This is a genomic window from Streptococcus sp. F0442 (assembly GCF_000314795.2).
GTDB lineage: Bacteria > Bacillota > Bacilli > Lactobacillales > Streptococcaceae > Streptococcus.
Genome location: NZ_KB373316.1, coordinates 234,239 through 250,116 on the forward strand (window position 1 = coordinate 234,239; position 15,878 = coordinate 250,116).

The window sequence follows — 15,878 nt, forward strand, 5'->3', positions numbered from 1 at the left end:
AAAGAAGTTGTAGGCCACCAATGAAACCGGCGAACTCATGGAGAGCCAGCAGCAAATCGACCAGCTGACCGCCATCCAAGAAGAAGCCATGATAGAATGGGAAGAACTAGCGGAGAAAGTGTAGTTTTCTAATTTGCCTAAGGAGAACATTGTGATGACTGAAAATGATTGGTTTATGAAGCAGATTAAAGGTGTAGCCGATATTATTGGTACAATTTTGCGTCTGCAGATTCAGAATTTAGATTTGGGGCAGTATGAGGATGAGGAAGGAAAACTCATCAACGGGAATCACTATCTTCAGCAAGTTTTAGAAGAGCAGCGCTTTGCGGAGGCCATTTCTTTTGTTGAAGAGCAGATGAAACGCCTACCTCTTCATCAGTACGATCTATTGGTTGATTGGCTGATTTCTTACTTAAGACAATTAGATTTTTCCGTTAAAGAAGAACATGGATTCTACGAAGGATACTTGCAAGAGTTAGAAAGGTACTTAAAGGAATTTAAGTGGTAATCAAATGGAAGATTTAGGCAAAGTTTTTCGTGAATTTCGAATGAGTAAAAATTATTCGTTAAAAGAAGCTGCAGGAGAAGCTTGCTCGACCTCCCAGTTATCCCGTTTTGAATTGGGGGAGTCGGATCTAGCTACGTCGCGCTTCTTTGAAATTTTGGACAATATCCATGTGACTGTTGAGAATTTTATGGATAAGGCCAGAAATTTCCAACACCATGAGCATGTGGCCTTGATGGCTCAGATTATTCCGCTTTACTATGCAAATGATATTGCTGGTTTTCAAAGGCTTCAAGGAGAACAACTTGAAAAGGCTAAAGGTTCGACCAGTCCCCTTTATTTTGAATTGAACTGGATTCTGCTACAAGGGCTGATTTGCCAGAGAGATGCCAGCTACACGATGAAGCAAAGTGATCTGGAAAAGGTGGCAGATTATCTCTTTCAAACGGAAGAATGGACCATGTATGAGTTGATCCTCTTTGGCAATCTTTATAGCTTTTATGATGTGGATTATGTCACTCGGCTTGGTAGAGAAGTGATGGAGCGGGAAAATTTCTACAAGGAAATTGGTCGCCATCGAAAACTGGTCTTGATTTTAGCTCTGAATAGTTACCAGCATTGTTTAGAACACCGTTCTTTCGAAAATGCCAGCTATTTTGAAGCCTATGTGGAAAAGATTATCGGGAAGAGCATCAAACTCTACGAACGCAATGTCTTTCATTACCTCAAGGGATTTGCCCTCTATCAGAAGGGACAAGAGAAAGAAGGGAGTCAGCAAATGCAAGAGGCTATGAATATTTTTGATGTGCTAGGACTTCCTGAGCAGGTAGCTTACTATCAAGAACACTTTGATAAATTTGTAATAGATGAATGTCCCTAAATAGGACAGTGATAAAGGAGATTTTATGAACCGACATGCGGTACAATTAATTAGTCGTGGAGCGATTACCAAAATTGGAAATATGCTCTATGATTATGGGAATAGTGTCTGGCTGGCCTCAATGGGGACTATAGGAAAGACGGTATTAGGAATCTATCAGATTTCTGAGTTAGTAACAGGGATCCTCGTGAATCCTTTTGGAGGGGTGATTTCAGACCGTTTTTCTCGTCGCAAGATTTTGATGACGACCGACTTGGTGTGTGGTCTCCTGTGTTTGGCGATTTCTTTTATCAGAAATGATCGTTGGATGATTGCGGCCCTGATTGTTGCCAATATTGTTCAGGCCATTGCCTTTGGTTTTTCTCGACCTGCCAATAAAGCTATTATCACAGAAGTTGTGGAGAAAGAAGAGATTGTAACCTATAATGCGCACTTGGAGCTGGTCTTACAAGTTGTTAGTGTCAGTTCTCCCGTGTTTTCTTTCCTAGTTCTACAATTTGCCAGTCTCCATGCGACCCTCTTACTAGATGCGCTGACCTTTTTCATTGCCTTTGTCCTAGTAGCTTTCCTTCCGAAAGAAGAAGCTAAGGTGCAAGAGAGGAAACAGTTTACCGGGAAAGATATTTTTTCTGATATCAAGGATGGGTTAGACTATATCTGGCATCAGAAAGAGATTTTCTTTCTCTTATTAGTGGCTTCTAGCGTCAATTTCTTTTTTGCCGCTTTTGAGTTTTTACTTCCCTTCTCGAATCGTCTATACGGGGTTAAAGGAGCTTATGCGACTATTTTAACGCTGGGAGCTATTGGATCTATTCTAGGAGCGCTTGTTGCCAATAAAATGAAATCAAGTATGAAAATTCTCCTGTTTTTACTGATCATGGCAGGGGTCGGAGTGTTCATAATGGGCTTGCCCCTTCCGCCTTATCTTTCCTTTTCAGGAAATTTGGTCTGTGAATTTTTTGTGACCATTTTCGACATCCACGTTTTTACCCAAGTACAAACCAAGGTGGAAGATGATTATCTAGGTAGAGTATTGAGCACAATTTATACCTTGGCTGTTCTCTTTATGCCCATCGCCAAAGGGTTGATGACTTGGTTGCCAAGCGTCCGTATGGAATCATTTCTCTTGATTGGAGCTGGGATTATTCTCTTTTCACTCTTGGCTCAGCTAGTAGCTAAGCAGCTTCAATCAAAACAACAGTAGGGATCCTTTGATAAATTTGTAAACCATTATTTTTCCCAAATAGGGGACAAAATGAAAACCTCTTTCATGAACTGATACAATAGTTTCAGAAAATGAAGGAGGTTTTTTATGAATCGACATGCAGTCCAATTAATTGCTCGTGGGGCGATCAATCGAATGGGAAATATGCTCTATGATTACGGGAATAGTGTCTGGCTGGCCTCGATGGGGACGGTAGGAAAGACAGTGTTGGGGATCTATCAGATTTCTGAACTCGTCACCTCCATTCTAGTCAATCCATTTGGAGGCGTGATCTCAGACCGTTTTTCCCGTCGCAAGATTTTGATGACAACCGACTTGGTTTGTGGTCTCCTTTGTTTGGGCATTTCTTTTATCAGGAATGATCGTTGGATGATTGCGGCCCTGATTTTTGCCAATATTGTCCAGGCCATTGCTTTTGCTTTCTCTCGTACGGCTAATAAAGCCATTATCACAGAAGTTGTAGAAAAGGATGAGATTGTGACCTATAATGCCCGCTTGGAGTTGGTCTTACAAGTAGTTGGTGTCAGCTCTCCTGTGTTCTCTTTCCTTGTTTTACAATTTGCCAGTCTCCATGCGACCCTCTTACTGGATGCACTGACCTTTTTCATCGCCTTTGTCCTAGTGGCATTCCTTCCGAAAGAAGAAGCCAAGATTCAGGAAAAGAAACGGTTTACGGGAAAAGATATTTTTTCGGATATGAAAGATGGACTAGACTATATCTGGCATCAGAAAGAGATTTTCTTTCTCTTGTTGGTGGCTTCCAGCGTCAATTTCTTTTTTGCAGCTTTTGAGTTTTTACTCCCATTTTCCAATCGCCTTTACGGGGTCAAAGGAGCCTATGCGACCATCTTAACATTGGGGGCTATCGGCTCCATCATCGGAGCTTTGATCGCCAATAAATTTAAATCCAGCATGGAGATGCTTCTTTTCTTATTGATTTTAACAGGAGTAGGAGTCTTCATGATGGGCTTGCCCCTTCCGCCTCTTCTTACCTATTCTGGAAATTTAGTCTGTGAACTCTTTATGACAATTTTCAATATTCACTTTTTTACCCAGGTTCAAACCAAGGTAGAAGGAGACTATCTGGGCAGGGTCTTAAGCACCATTTTTACCCTAGCCATTCTCTTTATGCCGGTGGCTAAAGGTTTGATGACCTTGTTGCCAAGCGTCCGTGTAGAATCTTTTCTCCTGATAGGAGCTGGTGTCATCCTTTTTTCACTCCTAGCTCAAGTAGTCGCCAAGAAATTACAAGCAAAAGAAGGTACATCAGCATGAAAAAAGCACCGATCGGTGCTTTTTTAGTTGTTATCTTTTTCTTCTGCTTTAACTTCTTTCTTTGCTTCTTCCAGTTGCTTTTGAGTGCTCTTGAGTTCTTTTTTTAGGGAGAAGCCCTTTGAAAAATTAATCAAGTTCATGACGAATGCACCTAAGAGGACACAGAGCAAGATCAGAATGATCAAGGGTAATTTAAATTGGACCAAGAGGAAATTTACGGTGACCGTTTGCATGTTTGCAAGGGAAATACCAGCAATCAATAAAATTAAAAGTAATAAAGCAATGTAGTGTAGATTATTTTTGTTCATCATTATCTCCTTATTGTTCAGCAGGGGCCTTGCTTTTCACATCAGCGTACTCTTCCGGCTGCTCTAGGCTTAGAATCTCCTCATAAGCCGGTAGGGAAAGGTCCTTGCCATATTTATTTTTTAAAGCAGTGCTCACTAGGCGATAGGCCAAATTGGCATTTCGGGACAAGATAGGACCGTGGAAGTAGCTGCCAAAGACGTTCTTGTAATGAACCCCTTCGCACCCATCTTCTTTGTTGTTCCCATTTCCATAGACGACCTTGCCCAGTGGTTTTTCATCCTCTGCTAAGAAGGTTCGACCTTGGTGGTTTTCAAAACCATAATAGGTTTCGTTAAATTCTTCATTATGGATTTTGATATCACCGATATAGCGGTTGTTGACTTGGTTGAGCGTATAGTGGCCCATAATGCCAAGTCCTTCAATGCGTTTGCCAGAAGCTTCAATGTAGTACTGACCCAGAAGCTGAAAGCCACCACAGATAGCAAGGACCACACCATCGTCATGAATGAAGCGTTCAAGATCTTCTTTTTTATCTGGTAGATCTTCTGATACAATGGTCTGTTCGTAGTCTTGGCCGCCACCGAAAAAGGCGATATCATAGGCATCAGGGTCGAACCGGTCTTTGAGAGAGACGATATCCACTGTGACATGGGCTCCAAGTTTTTCAGCAACGTACTTGAGCATGAGGATATTTCCATTGTCTCCGTAGGTATTCATTAAGTTGCCGTAGAGATGGGCAATGCGCAGGCTGTATGGATACTGTGCCTGATCAGAAGATTCTAGAGAAGTATAAGTCATTAGTGCATCTCCTTTTCAATCAGGTGTTCTTGGGCCAAGAGTTCACGGAATTCAAGCATGGCCGTATAAGTGGCTAAGATATAGGCGTGAGGGGTTTCCTGTTGCTGGATGCGTTGGAAGACCTCTTTTAATTCAGCCATTTCTGTGATCTTTTCAGCCGGATAGCCAGTGACCCGAAGTCGCCGAGCAATCTCAGAGTGGCGCACCCCACCAGCATTGATTTTTGGAATATCCATCTGGGTGATTTGCTCAAAATCTGCATCCCAAATCCAGCTCGTGTCGATTCCGTCTGCATAATTCGCATTAAGGAGGACTGATAAGCTAAAGGAATAAGGTGCTAGTTTGATCATTTCAATGGCTTGGGTCGCACCAACTGGATTCTTAATCAAAACCAAGGTACATTCCTTATCCCCAATCTTAAAGGTTTCCTGACGACCAAAGACAGCGCGACTGCGATCAAATCCTTGCTTAATCACTTCAGGTTGAACTCCAAAGAATCCAGCAACGGAAACAGCAGCTAAGGCATTGTAGATGTTGTAAAGACCGCCGATATTGATGTGGTAGTCTTGGCCTTGAATCCGGAATTGGGAAGAGCGCTGGGTTAATGAGAGGAGGTCTGATACGGCATAAGTCAGAGGAGGCCTGTGGAAACCACAGTGCTCACAGATATAATCCCCAAGATTTGCATAGGTATTGAGCTTGTACTTGAGGATGTTGTGGCAATGCGGACAGAGGATTCCTTCCGTATTGTAATGAGCTAGTTGTGGCTCTGATTTGTCAGTATCAAATCCATAATATTGGATCGGATTGGATAAGGTCTGACTATTAAAGAGCGGACTATCACCATTTAACAAGACTGTTGCAGTTGGGACCTTGTGAATGGCATCCAAAATCATTTGGTAGGTCGTATAGATCTCTCCATAGCGGTCCATCTGGTCCCGGAAAATATTAGTGATCACAAAAAGGCTGGGCTTAATATAATCACAAATCCGAGAGAGGCTGGCCTCGTCAATTTCAAGTACCGCAATCGGTCGATTTGATTTCGAATGCTTAGCCCGTAAGAAGGTCGTTGTAATCCCAGAGATCATATTGGCCCCGCTTGGATTGGTTAAAATCGGTCCGAAAGCTTCTTGGAGAATACCTACGGTCAGCGCAGTGGTCAGGGTTTTCCCATTTGTCCCTGTAATCACAACAATCTCATAGTTTTTTGCCAGTTGACTGAGAATATCTTTATCAAATTTGAGGGCTACTTTACCTGGTAGGGTTGATCCCCGCCCCATTTTTTCTAGAATAGAGCCGGAAAGCTTTCCTGCCAGAAGGCCCAAGGTTGTATTTATCTTCATAAATCATATTTTATCATAAAAAGCGTCAGAAGGTTACAGAAAAATCTGTTGAAACGTGTTATAATAGGATGATGTCTTTTAGAGAAGTGGTAGGTATGAGAATATGAATATTCAACAGTTTACAAATCCACAATTTTGGACCAGTTTGTTCCCGAATTGGTGGAGTATTGTTATCAATATCATCGATATTGCCCTGGTGGCTTGGTTGTTGTATTTTTTGATCAAGGCCATCGTCGGGACCAAGATCATGATTTTGGTTCGTGGAGTTATTATCTTTTTCTTGGTGCAATTTTTAGCCAATTTCCTAGGTCTTACGACTATTTCATGGCTGATCAATCAAGTGATTACCTATGGGGTTATCGCCTTGGTTGTGATATTCTCCCCTGAGATTCGGATTGGTTTAGAGCGTCTGGGTCGGGCGACAGAATTCTTTACGACGAGTGAAGTCAGTCAGGAAGAGAAGATGGTGCAGGCCTATGTCAAGGCAGTAGCTTATATGAGCCCACGTAAGATTGGTGCCTTGGTAGCCATTCAAGGAGCCAGAACCCTTCAGGAATATATTTCCACAGGGATTCCTCTAGATGCAGAAATTTCAGGAGAATTGCTGATTAATACCTTCATTCCTAATACTCCCTTGCATGATGGAGCCGTCATTGTCCGCAATGATAAAATCGCTGTTTCTTGTGCCTACCTGCCCTTGACCGAAAATACTGGAATTTCAAAAGAGTTCGGAACGCGTCACCGCGCAGCCATTGGTTTATCTGAAGTTTCGGATGCCTTTACCTTTGTGGTATCAGAAGAAACGGGTGGGGTCTCTGTGACCTACAATGGAACCTTCCGACACGATTTAACTTTAGAAGAGTTCGAATCAGAATTGAGAGCCTTCTTGGTTCCTGAAGAGAATAAAACGATTAGTTGGAAAGAGCGTCTATTTGGGAGGGTGACAAAATGAGATCGAAAAAAGAATTTCTTTATGTTTTCGCCTCCGTCTTATTGTCCTTTATCTTGTTTATCAATGCGTCTTCCTTTAATTTTCAAAATAATAGTAGCGCTAGACAAGTCAGCTCAGAGACCTACACCAATACCTTGACCAATATTCCAATTGATGCCAAGTATAATGACAAGACATACTTTGTCAGTGGGTTGACATCAGAGCTAACGGTCTTTCTGAAAGGTTCAAACCGGGTTGCTCTTGCTAGTGAGATGCAACCGGGCACTCGGAAGTTTCGTGTGGTAGCAGATCTTCGTAAGGCCAAGGAAGGTACCGTTGAAGTGCCGTTGATTGTGGAAGATCTTCCGGCTGGTTTGACCGCAACCGTAGAGCCTCAAAAAGTTTCTGTAAAAATCGGGAAGAAAGCCAAAAAATCGTTTGCGGTCAGGGCCACGATCCCGGACAATCAAATTGTAGATGGAATAACGGTATCGGATATTACTCTTGAAACCACCAAGGTAGAAGTGACCAGCGATCAAGAAACCTTGAGTCGCATTGATCATGTCGAAGCTGTCTTCCCATCCAGTGAAATCATTAGTGGAAATTATAGCGGAACCATTTCCTTAAATGCAGTAGATGCCCAAGGAAATGTTCTACCAGGTCTGGTAAATCCGAGTGAAACACGGATTAAAGTAACCACAAAGACTAGCTCGTCTACGTCAAGCTCTAGCAGTTCGTCGTCGACCTCTTCCAGTTCAAGTAATTAGAAAGTAAAAAAGGTAATGAAGAATGGGTAAATATTTTGGAACGGACGGTGTCCGTGGAGAAGCAAATGTAGAATTAACGCCAGAATTGGCTTTTAAACTAGGCCGTTTCGGTGGCTATGTGTTGAGCCAACATGAAGAAGAAACACCCTTGGTATTTGTTGGACGTGATACGCGTATTTCTGGTGAAATGTTAGAGCATGCCTTAATTGCTGGGCTCTTATCTGTTGGAATTCGCGTCTACAAGTTGGGTGTGATTGCAACGCCAGGTGTTGCTTATCTAGTTCGTACGGAAAAAGCCAGCGCCGGAGTTATGATTTCTGCTAGCCACAATCCAGCCTTGGATAATGGCATCAAATTCTTTGGTGGTGATGGCTTCAAATTGGATGATGATCGCGAACTTGAAATTGAAGCCTTACTTGATGCGGCTGAAGATACGCTTCCACGTCCAAGTGCCCAAGGTTTAGGAACGGTCATGGAATATCCGGAAGGCTTGCGTAAGTATCAAGAATTCCTTGTATCGACAGGCGTTCAACTCGAGGGCATGCACGTAGTCTTAGATACAGCAAATGGTGCAGCCTCTACTAGTGCCCGTCAAATCTTTGCAGATTTGGGAGCTCAATTGACTGTCATCGGTGAAAACCCAGATGGTTTGAACATCAATGATGGGGTTGGTTCTACTCACCCAGAGCATTTGCAAGAGAAAGTCAAAGAAGTAGGTGCAGCGATTGGTCTTGCCTTTGACGGAGACAGCGATCGCTTGATTGCTGTTGATGAAAATGGAGAGATCGTAGACGGCGATAAGATCATGTACATCATCGGTTCTTATCTTTCAAGCAAGGGCTTGCTCGAAAAAAATACGATCGTCACAACCGTCATGTCTAATCTCGGCTTCCACAAGGCATTAGATGCGAAGGGAATTCAAAAAGAAATCACAGCTGTTGGAGACCGTTATGTGGTCGAAGAAATGCGCAAATCAGGATACAATCTTGGTGGTGAACAATCTGGTCATGTCGTCATCATGGATTACAATACAACTGGTGATGGTCAATTAACAGGAGTTCAATTGACTAAAATCATGCAAGAAACCGGCAAGAAATTATCTGAATTGGCTGCTGAAGTAACTATTTATCCACAAAAACTAGTCAATATCCGAGTTGAAAATAGCATGAAAGACAAGGCGATGGAAGTCCCTGCTATTCGTGAAATCATTGAAAAAATGGAAGCGGAAATGGCAGGAAATGGCCGCATCCTCGTGCGTCCAAGTGGAACTGAACCCCTCCTTCGTGTGATGGCAGAAGCACCAACTCATGAAGAAGTGGACTATTATGTGGATACCATTGCTGCAGTTGTTCAAGCAAAAATCGGACTTTAACCTTGTAAAAAACATGGCTCGCAAATAGGCGAGCAGAGGAGGTATATATGAAACAGGTTCGTCAAATTGTATGGGCACTTGCCTTAGTGCTAACGATTCTATTCACAGCTGGTTTGACTAAAACAGTTCATGCTGCAGAAGTCTCATCATATACACAGACAGCACGTCTAACGAAAGACGGTAACACGCTAACAAATGGAAGCAAGGTGTTGACAAATGAAAAATTGTCAGCAAGCATTTATTTGACCTTCCCAGATTCGCAAGCTATTCAAGCTGGTGATACCTTAACTCTTAGTTTGCCAAAAGAATTAGCCCTCTACACAGCATTGGAATTCAATGTTCTTGAGGAAGGCCAATCAAATGGTCAGGCGGTGGGGAAAGCTGTCGTTGATACAGCTAAGAAAACAGTGACCGTTACCTTTAATGATTATTTCGCATCTCATCCACTCAACAAACGAGTTGCTCTTCATTTTGATGTAAAAGTCGATTCAGAAGTAGTTACAAAAACATCTCCAATCCAGTTTAAACTAGGAAATACAGATTTTTCCTTGAATTATGAAAAAACAGCTGGGGAAGCTGGGGACTATGAAATGAAATACGGCTATCAAGATAAGTCTGATCCAACCATAATCAAATGGCGGATTCTCTTAAATGCCCGTCAAGATATGCTGCGAGGAATGGTCATTAAAGACCAATTCGGAGATGGTTTAACATTGGTTGAAGGGAGCTTACGTGCGGTTCGCTATGCTCCTGTAGAAGGTGGGATCAAGAACGAAGCTCAGATCTTGAGTCTCCCAGTTCTAGATAACTTTACTAAAAAAGCTGTTTTCGATAAGAATGCAGATGGAAAGATCACTGGTTTTACAATTGAATTTGGTGATAATTACAAATGGCCAATGTATATTGAATATTCTACAAAAGTAGCTCCTGGAACTAAAGTCGGTGATATTGTCCATAATACATTAACATGGAAGGCAACCAATTTCCCAGCACCGCGTAGTTTAACCCGTGAAGTGCGATTGGAAACAGGATCTGGCGAAGGATTGGGTGAGAAAGAACAAACACCACCGACACCTAGCACAACATCCTCGTCAAGTTCATCGTCTTCATCAAGTTCTAGCTCTTCATCAAGTTCATCGTCTTCATCAAGTTCTAGCTCTTCGTCAAGTTCATCGTCTTCATCAAGTTCTAGATCTTCGTCAAGTTCTAGTACTTCATCAAGCTCATCATCAACTTCTGTCAAAGAAGAAGCACCAAAACCTGGTAAGAAAAAAGTTCTTCCAAGTACAGGTGAGAAGATGACACCGGTTGTTCTTGTCATGGGTGTCTTACTGGCGGTTCTTTCTGTTAGTATTTTACGAGTAAGAAAAGATTCCTAAATCTATCCATAAAAGATCAGACGTTTGTCTGGTCTTTTTGTGTAGGCTCGATTTGAAAAATCCCCTATTTCGTGGTAAAATAGGGCTAATGAATTTATAGTAATCGAGGTATTAGCAGTGGCTTTTGGAGATAACGGAAAACGTAAAAAAACACCATTTGAAATGATCACGATGGTGGTCATTGTGATTATGTTGATTGTAACGGTTGGTGCAATCTTTGCAACCGCAATTGGTGCTCTTTCTTACTAAGACGCACACAGAAATAAAGGAAATCATCTATTTATGAGTATGTTTTTAGATACAGCCAAGATTAAGGTCAAGGCTGGAAATGGCGGCGATGGCATGGTGGCCTTTCGCCGTGAAAAATATGTCCCTAATGGCGGACCTTGGGGTGGTGATGGAGGCCGTGGCGGGAATGTCATTTTCGTTGTAGACGAAGGCTTGCGCACGCTGATGGACTTCCGTTATAACCGACATTTCAAAGCCCAAAATGGGGAAAAAGGGATGACCAAAGGGATGCACGGACGGGGAGCAGAAGATCTCTATGTACGAGTACCGCAAGGAACGACAGTCCGAGATGCTGAGACTGGCAAGGTTATTACTGACTTGGTTGAAAATGGTCAAGAGTACATTGTAGCCCACGGAGGACGTGGAGGTCGCGGAAATATCCGTTTTGCCACTCCAAAGAATCCAGCGCCTGAGATTTCAGAAAATGGGGAACCTGGTCAGGAACGTGAACTCGAATTAGAACTCAAGGTCTTGGCAGACGTTGGTTTGGTTGGCTTTCCTTCTGTTGGGAAATCAACCCTTCTTAGTGTCATTACTTCAGCCAAACCAAAAATTGGTGCCTATCATTTTACAACCATCGTTCCAAATTTGGGCATGGTTCGGACACCGTCAGGTGAATCCTTTGCAGTCGCAGACCTTCCTGGATTGATTGAAGGAGCTAGCCAAGGAGTCGGACTCGGAACCCAGTTCCTTCGTCACATCGAGCGCACCCGTGTTATCTTGCATGTTATTGATATGTCGGCGAGTGAAGGACGCGACCCTTATGAAGACTATGTTCAAATTAATAAAGAGCTTGAAACCTATAATCTTCGTTTGATGGAGCGACCTCAGATTATCGTGGCAAATAAGATGGATATGCCAGAGAGCCAAGAAAACTTGAAAGAGTTCAAGAAGAAATTGGCGTCCAATTACGATGAGTTTGATGAATTGCCACAGATCTTCCCGATCTCTAGTTTGGCGCATCAAGGTTTGGACAACTTGTTAGAAGCAACAGCAGAATTGTTAGACAAAACGCCAGAATTCCTCTTGTATTCAGAAGACGAAATGGCCCAAGAAGAAGTCTACTATGGCTTTGATGAAGACCAGCCAGCCTTTGACATCAGTCGGGATGACGATGCCGCTTGGGTCTTGTCTGGTGAAAAACTTGAAAAACTCTTTAATATGACGAATTTCGATCGTGATGAAGCGGTCATGAAATTTGCTCGTCAATTGCGTGGCATGGGGGTTGATGAAGCTCTCCGTGCGCGTGGGGCAAAAGATGGCGATATTGTCCGGATCGGTAAATTTGAATTTGAGTTTGTAGATTAGGATAGATCCCCAGCGGATCAAGGATTCCAAATAAGAAGTGAGGCTTTTTCAGTGGGAGATAAACCAATATCTTTTCGAGATGAAAATGGAAATTTTGTTTCAGCAGCCGATGTTTGGAATGCTGAAAAACTAGAAGAACTCTTTAATACGCTAAATCCTAAGCGCAAATTGCGCTTACAAAGGGAAAAATTAGCAAAAGAAAACCAGCAGAAGTAAATAGACTTGGAGAATACTATGGCAAAAACAATTCATACAGATAAAGCACCCGCAGCAATCGGACCTTATGTTCAAGGGAAAATCGTAGGTAATCTTCTCTTTGCAAGCGGACAAGTTCCCTTGTCACCTGAAACAGGAGAAATCATTGGCGAAACCATCCAAGAACAAACAGAACAAGTCTTAAAGAATATTGGGGCTATTTTGGAAGAGGCTGGGACAGACTTTGACCACGTGGTGAAAACCACTTGTTTCTTAAGTGATATGAATGACTTTGTACCTTTTAATGAGGTCTATAAAACAGTCTTTACCACAGAGTTTCCAGCTCGATCTGCTGTTGAAGTAGCACGCCTGCCACGTGATGTGAAGGTTGAAATTGAAGTTATTGCGGAAATCAAAGCCTAATAACCATTCAAAGACAAAAAGACAGAGTGGAGAGCAGGAAACTGTAGGCCACTCTGTTTTATTTATGGGAGGAGAAAATGACAGAAAGTAAGATTCAACTGGTCATGGTAACCGGGATGAGCGGTGCGGGAAAGACCGTCGCCATCCAATCGTTTGAGGATTTGGGTTACTTTACCATCGATAATATGCCACCGGCGCTCTTGCTGAAATTTATTGAGCTCATGCGTCATAGCCCGGATAACAATAAATTAGCCGTTGTTGTGGACATGCGGAGCCGTTCTTTTTTCAATGAAATTCGCACCATTTTGGATGAATTGGACAACCAAGAAGACCTCGATTTCAAGGTCTTGTTCTTGGATGCCACTGACAGTGAGTTGGTAGCACGATACAAGGAAACCCGTCGTAGTCACCCACTAGCGGCAGATGGCCGTGTCTTGGATGGGATTACCCTAGAGCGCGAACTCTTGTCACCATTAAAAAATATCAGTCAAAATGTGGTGGATACGACTGAGTTGACGCCTCGTAACCTGAGAAAAACGATCGCAGAACAATTTGCCAGTCAAGATAATCAGCCAGATTTTCGGGTTGAGGTCATGTCATTTGGGTTTAAATATGGCCTTCCGATAGATGCTGACCTTGTGTTTGACGTTCGTTTTCTTCCAAATCCCTACTATAAATTGGAACTTCGGAATTTAACCGGTCAGGATCCAGCAGTCTATGATTATGTCATGGATCACCCTGAATCAGAGGACTTTTATCGTCACCTTCATGACTTGATCGTTCCTATTTTACCGTCTTATAAACGAGAAGGTAAATCCGTTCTCACCATCGCTATGGGCTGTACCGGTGGGCAACACCGTTCAGTAGCCTTTGCAGAGCGTTTAGCGCATGATTTAGAAAAAAATTGGCAGGTCAATTGCAGTCATAGAGACAAGGACAGACGGAAAGAAACGGTGAATCGCTCATGAGAAAACCTAAAGTAACCGTTATTGGAGGAGGAACAGGAATTTCTGTTATCCTCGATAGTTTGAGAAAGAAACCGGTCGACATCACTGCCATCGTAACCGTTGCAGATGATGGCGGGAGTTCAGGTGAATTGCGGAAGAACATCCAAAAATTGACACCACCTGGAGATCTTCGAAATGTGCTGGTTGCCATGTCAGATATGCCTCGTTTTTATGAGAAGGTCTTTCAATACCGCTTTGCTGACGATGATGGCCCTTTGGCTGGCCACCCTTTGGGAAACTTGATCATTGCAGGGATTTCAGAGATGCAAGGCTCGACCTATAATGCCATGCAGTTGTTAACCAAGTTCTTTCATACGACCGGCAAGATCTATCCTTCCAGTGATAGTCCCTTGACCCTTCATGCCGTCTTTCAAGATGGAAAAGAAGTGGTAGGAGAAAGCCACATTGCCAACTACACCGGCATGATTGATCATGTCTATGTGACCAATACCTTTGATCAAAAGCGTCCAAAAGCTAGTAAGAAAGTAGTGGAAGCTATTCTTGAAAGTGATATGGTCGTCTTAGGTCCTGGTTCGCTCTTTACCTCGATCCTTCCTAATTTGATGATCGATGAGATTGGGAAAGCCATCCTTGAAACCAAGGCTCAGGTAGCCTATGTTTGTAACATCATGACGCAAAGAGGAGAAACCGAGCATTTCACAGACAGTGACCACGTTGCCGTTCTCCATAAACATTTGGGAGAGAAGTTCATCGATACCGTCCTTGTCAATATCAATCAGGTTCCCGCAGCTTATATGAACAGCAATAAATTTGATGAATACTTGGTGCAGGTAGAGCACGATTTCAAAGGGCTGCACTCGCAAGTTCCCCAAGTGATTTCTTCTGATTTCTTGAAGCTGGTCAATGGAGGAGCCTTTCATGATGGCGAAAAAGTAGTCGAAGAACTGATGCAGATCGTGCAGGTGAGAAAATGAGTTTTACGGTTCGTGTCAAAGAAGAATTATTGTCTCTCAAGCGATTTGAAAAGAGTGAATTAGCTGCTATTATAAAGATGTCTGGGAGCCTCGGCATATCAATGGGCGGCTTGACGCTATCGGTAACGACAGAAAATGCCAAGATCGCTCGCCATATCTATGAATTATTGCATCATTTTTATGAGGCCAAATCAGATATTCGTCACCACCAAAAAACCAATTTGAAAAAGAATCGTGTCTACACAGTATTCTTGGATGAAAAGGTAGAAGAAATTTTAGCTGACTTACATTTGGCAGATGCCTTCTTTGGGATTGAGACAGGCATTGATGCTAGTGTTTTAGAGGATGAAGTAGCCAGTCGTGCTTATCTTCGGGGAGCTTTTCTGTCGAGTGGTTCCATCAAGGATCCTGAAAAAGGGAAATACCAGCTGGAAATTCATTCTGTTTATACAGACCACGCGGAAGGAATTGCCCTTCTTATGCAAGGATTTTTACTAGATGCGAAAACCATCGAGCGGAAAAAAGGAGTGGTGACCTATCTGCAACGAGCGGAAGATATTATTGATTTTCTCATTGTGGTAGAGGCTATGGAAGCTATGCAAGAATTTGAAGCTATCAAGGTCATGAGAGAGACGCGCAATGATCTCAATCGGGCCAATAATGCCGAGATGGCCAATATCCAGCGAACGGTCACAGCTAGTATGAAAACCATCAATAATATTAGTAAAATCATGGATACGGTCGGCTTAGGAAGTTTACCAAGTGACCTGCAAGAGGTTGCCTATATCCGGATGAACCATCCAGATTATTCCATCCAGCAGATTGCGGATAGCTTGCAAATTCCAATTTCCAAAAGTGGCGTCAACCATCGCTTACGTAAGATCAATAAGATCGCAGACGATTTAGACAAATAAAAAAGGCCGAAGGCCTTTTTTTTT

At 42.7% G+C, this 15,878-nt stretch carries 18 protein-coding genes and 1 pseudogene; 16 read left to right on the forward strand and 3 right to left on the reverse strand.

The features are described from left to right. Positions 1-13: 13 nt before the first annotated feature. The 5 genes and pseudogenes from HMPREF9186_RS11770 to HMPREF9186_RS10125 form a co-directional block, all read left to right on the forward strand. Positions 14-124: pseudogene (locus tag HMPREF9186_RS11770) on the forward strand (ATP-binding cassette domain-containing protein); the annotation flags it as partial. A 30-nt stretch (positions 125-154) separates the two neighbouring features. Further along, complete coding sequence (locus tag HMPREF9186_RS10110) at positions 155-508, forward strand: hypothetical protein (RefSeq protein ID WP_009732562.1); 354 nt, start codon at positions 155-157, stop codon at positions 506-508. Between the two features lie 4 nt (positions 509-512). After that, a complete protein-coding gene (locus HMPREF9186_RS10115) occupies positions 513-1,385 on the forward strand; it encodes an XRE/MutR family transcriptional regulator (RefSeq protein WP_009732563.1) in 873 nt (290 codons plus the stop codon). A 25-nt stretch (positions 1,386-1,410) separates the two neighbouring features. Continuing rightward, positions 1,411-2,589: an MFS transporter gene (locus HMPREF9186_RS10120; protein ID WP_009732564.1), complete on the forward strand. Its 1,179-nt coding sequence runs from the start codon at positions 1,411-1,413 to the stop codon at positions 2,587-2,589. Positions 2,590-2,697: 108 nt separating this feature from the next. Beyond that, positions 2,698-3,885 carry an MFS transporter gene (locus tag HMPREF9186_RS10125; protein ID WP_009732565.1) on the forward strand — a complete coding sequence of 396 codons (1,188 nt, stop codon included), beginning with the start codon at positions 2,698-2,700 and terminating at the stop codon, positions 3,883-3,885. 23 nt (positions 3,886-3,908) lie between these two features. Here the strand turns inward: HMPREF9186_RS10125 and HMPREF9186_RS10130 are convergent, their stop codons facing one another. Genes HMPREF9186_RS10130 through murT form a run of 3 tightly spaced genes read right to left on the reverse strand, consistent with a single transcriptional unit; the run spans position 3,909 to position 6,335 of the window. Further along, complete coding sequence (locus HMPREF9186_RS10130) at positions 3,909-4,193, reverse strand: LapA family protein (protein ID WP_009732566.1); 285 nt, start codon at positions 4,191-4,193, stop codon at positions 3,909-3,911. A 10-nt stretch (positions 4,194-4,203) separates the two neighbouring features. Next, positions 4,204-4,992: a lipid II isoglutaminyl synthase subunit GatD gene (gene gatD, locus HMPREF9186_RS10135; protein ID WP_009732567.1), complete on the reverse strand. Its 789-nt coding sequence runs from the start codon at positions 4,990-4,992 to the stop codon at positions 4,204-4,206. After that, positions 4,992-6,335 (reverse strand): lipid II isoglutaminyl synthase subunit MurT, encoded by a 1,344-nt coding sequence (gene murT, locus HMPREF9186_RS10140; protein ID WP_009732568.1) that lies wholly within the window; start codon positions 6,333-6,335, stop codon positions 4,992-4,994. Before murT ends, gatD begins: the two co-directional genes overlap by 1 nt. A 103-nt stretch (positions 6,336-6,438) precedes the next feature. On the opposite strand from murT, the gene cdaA reads away from it, so the two are divergent. The 11 genes from cdaA to whiA all read left to right on the forward strand — a co-directional run bounded on the left by cdaA (position 6,439) and on the right by whiA (position 15,854). Further along, complete coding sequence (gene cdaA / locus HMPREF9186_RS10145) at positions 6,439-7,287, forward strand: diadenylate cyclase CdaA (protein WP_009732569.1); 849 nt, start codon at positions 6,439-6,441, stop codon at positions 7,285-7,287. Further along, positions 7,284-8,033, forward strand: coding sequence for a CdaR family protein (locus HMPREF9186_RS10150; protein ID WP_009732570.1), 750 nt, complete (start codon positions 7,284-7,286; stop codon positions 8,031-8,033). The genes cdaA and HMPREF9186_RS10150 overlap by 4 nt, the downstream gene beginning before the upstream one ends. A gap of 22 nt (positions 8,034-8,055) precedes the next feature. Continuing rightward, positions 8,056-9,405 (forward strand): phosphoglucosamine mutase, encoded by a 1,350-nt coding sequence (glmM, locus tag HMPREF9186_RS10155; RefSeq protein WP_009732571.1) that lies wholly within the window; start codon positions 8,056-8,058, stop codon positions 9,403-9,405. A 47-nt stretch (positions 9,406-9,452) separates the two neighbouring features. Further along, positions 9,453-10,784, forward strand: a complete 1,332-nt coding sequence (locus HMPREF9186_RS10160) for an LPXTG cell wall anchor domain-containing protein (RefSeq protein WP_009732572.1) — start codon at positions 9,453-9,455, stop codon at positions 10,782-10,784. Between the two features lie 117 nt (positions 10,785-10,901). Then, positions 10,902-11,033, forward strand: coding sequence for a DUF4044 domain-containing protein (locus HMPREF9186_RS11250; RefSeq protein WP_003011566.1), 132 nt, complete (start codon positions 10,902-10,904; stop codon positions 11,031-11,033). Positions 11,034-11,066: 33 nt separating this feature from the next. Continuing rightward, positions 11,067-12,380, forward strand: a complete 1,314-nt coding sequence (obgE, locus tag HMPREF9186_RS10165) for a GTPase ObgE (protein WP_009732573.1) — start codon at positions 11,067-11,069, stop codon at positions 12,378-12,380. A gap of 51 nt (positions 12,381-12,431) precedes the next feature. Continuing rightward, on the forward strand, positions 12,432-12,596 hold the full coding sequence (locus HMPREF9186_RS11495; protein ID WP_003006512.1) for a hypothetical protein: 165 nt from the start codon (positions 12,432-12,434) through the stop codon (positions 12,594-12,596). Positions 12,597-12,614: 18 nt separating this feature from the next. After that, positions 12,615-12,998, forward strand: a complete 384-nt coding sequence (locus HMPREF9186_RS10175) for a RidA family protein (protein ID WP_003006514.1) — start codon at positions 12,615-12,617, stop codon at positions 12,996-12,998. A 77-nt stretch (positions 12,999-13,075) separates the two neighbouring features. Continuing rightward, on the forward strand, positions 13,076-13,966 hold the full coding sequence (rapZ, locus tag HMPREF9186_RS10180; RefSeq protein WP_009732574.1) for an RNase adapter RapZ: 891 nt from the start codon (positions 13,076-13,078) through the stop codon (positions 13,964-13,966). Beyond that, positions 13,963-14,940: a YvcK family protein gene (locus tag HMPREF9186_RS10185; protein ID WP_009732575.1), complete on the forward strand. Its 978-nt coding sequence runs from the start codon at positions 13,963-13,965 to the stop codon at positions 14,938-14,940. Before rapZ ends, HMPREF9186_RS10185 begins: the two co-directional genes overlap by 4 nt. Then, positions 14,937-15,854 carry a DNA-binding protein WhiA gene (gene whiA, locus HMPREF9186_RS10190; RefSeq protein ID WP_009732576.1) on the forward strand — a complete coding sequence of 306 codons (918 nt, stop codon included), beginning with the start codon at positions 14,937-14,939 and terminating at the stop codon, positions 15,852-15,854. The genes HMPREF9186_RS10185 and whiA overlap by 4 nt, the downstream gene beginning before the upstream one ends. Positions 15,855-15,878 lie beyond the last annotated feature (24 nt).

Bases quoted from the DNA above. Each gene is read 5' to 3' on its own strand.
- HMPREF9186_RS10110 (WP_009732562.1), top strand. From the start codon at position 155: ATGACTGAAAATGATTGGTTTATGAAGCAGATTAAAGGTGTAGCCGAT.
- HMPREF9186_RS10115 (WP_009732563.1), top strand. From the start codon at position 513: ATGGAAGATTTAGGCAAAGTTTTTCGTGAATTTCGAATGAGTAAAAAT.
- HMPREF9186_RS10120 (WP_009732564.1), top strand. From the start codon at position 1,411: ATGAACCGACATGCGGTACAATTAATTAGTCGTGGAGCGATTACCAAA.
- HMPREF9186_RS10125 (WP_009732565.1), top strand. From the start codon at position 2,698: ATGAATCGACATGCAGTCCAATTAATTGCTCGTGGGGCGATCAATCGA.
- HMPREF9186_RS10130 (WP_009732566.1), bottom strand. From the start codon at position 4,193: ATGAACAAAAATAATCTACACTACATTGCTTTATTACTTTTAATTTTA.
- gatD (WP_009732567.1), bottom strand. From the start codon at position 4,992: ATGACTTATACTTCTCTAGAATCTTCTGATCAGGCACAGTATCCATAC.
- murT (WP_009732568.1), bottom strand. From the start codon at position 6,335: ATGAAGATAAATACAACCTTGGGCCTTCTGGCAGGAAAGCTTTCCGGC.
- cdaA (WP_009732569.1), top strand. From the start codon at position 6,439: ATGAATATTCAACAGTTTACAAATCCACAATTTTGGACCAGTTTGTTC.
- HMPREF9186_RS10150 (WP_009732570.1), top strand. From the start codon at position 7,284: ATGAGATCGAAAAAAGAATTTCTTTATGTTTTCGCCTCCGTCTTATTG.
- glmM (WP_009732571.1), top strand. From the start codon at position 8,056: ATGGGTAAATATTTTGGAACGGACGGTGTCCGTGGAGAAGCAAATGTA.
- HMPREF9186_RS10160 (WP_009732572.1), top strand. From the start codon at position 9,453: ATGAAACAGGTTCGTCAAATTGTATGGGCACTTGCCTTAGTGCTAACG.
- obgE (WP_009732573.1), top strand. From the start codon at position 11,067: ATGAGTATGTTTTTAGATACAGCCAAGATTAAGGTCAAGGCTGGAAAT.
- HMPREF9186_RS10175 (WP_003006514.1), top strand. From the start codon at position 12,615: ATGGCAAAAACAATTCATACAGATAAAGCACCCGCAGCAATCGGACCT.
- rapZ (WP_009732574.1), top strand. From the start codon at position 13,076: ATGACAGAAAGTAAGATTCAACTGGTCATGGTAACCGGGATGAGCGGT.
- HMPREF9186_RS10185 (WP_009732575.1), top strand. From the start codon at position 13,963: ATGAGAAAACCTAAAGTAACCGTTATTGGAGGAGGAACAGGAATTTCT.
- whiA (WP_009732576.1), top strand. From the start codon at position 14,937: ATGAGTTTTACGGTTCGTGTCAAAGAAGAATTATTGTCTCTCAAGCGA.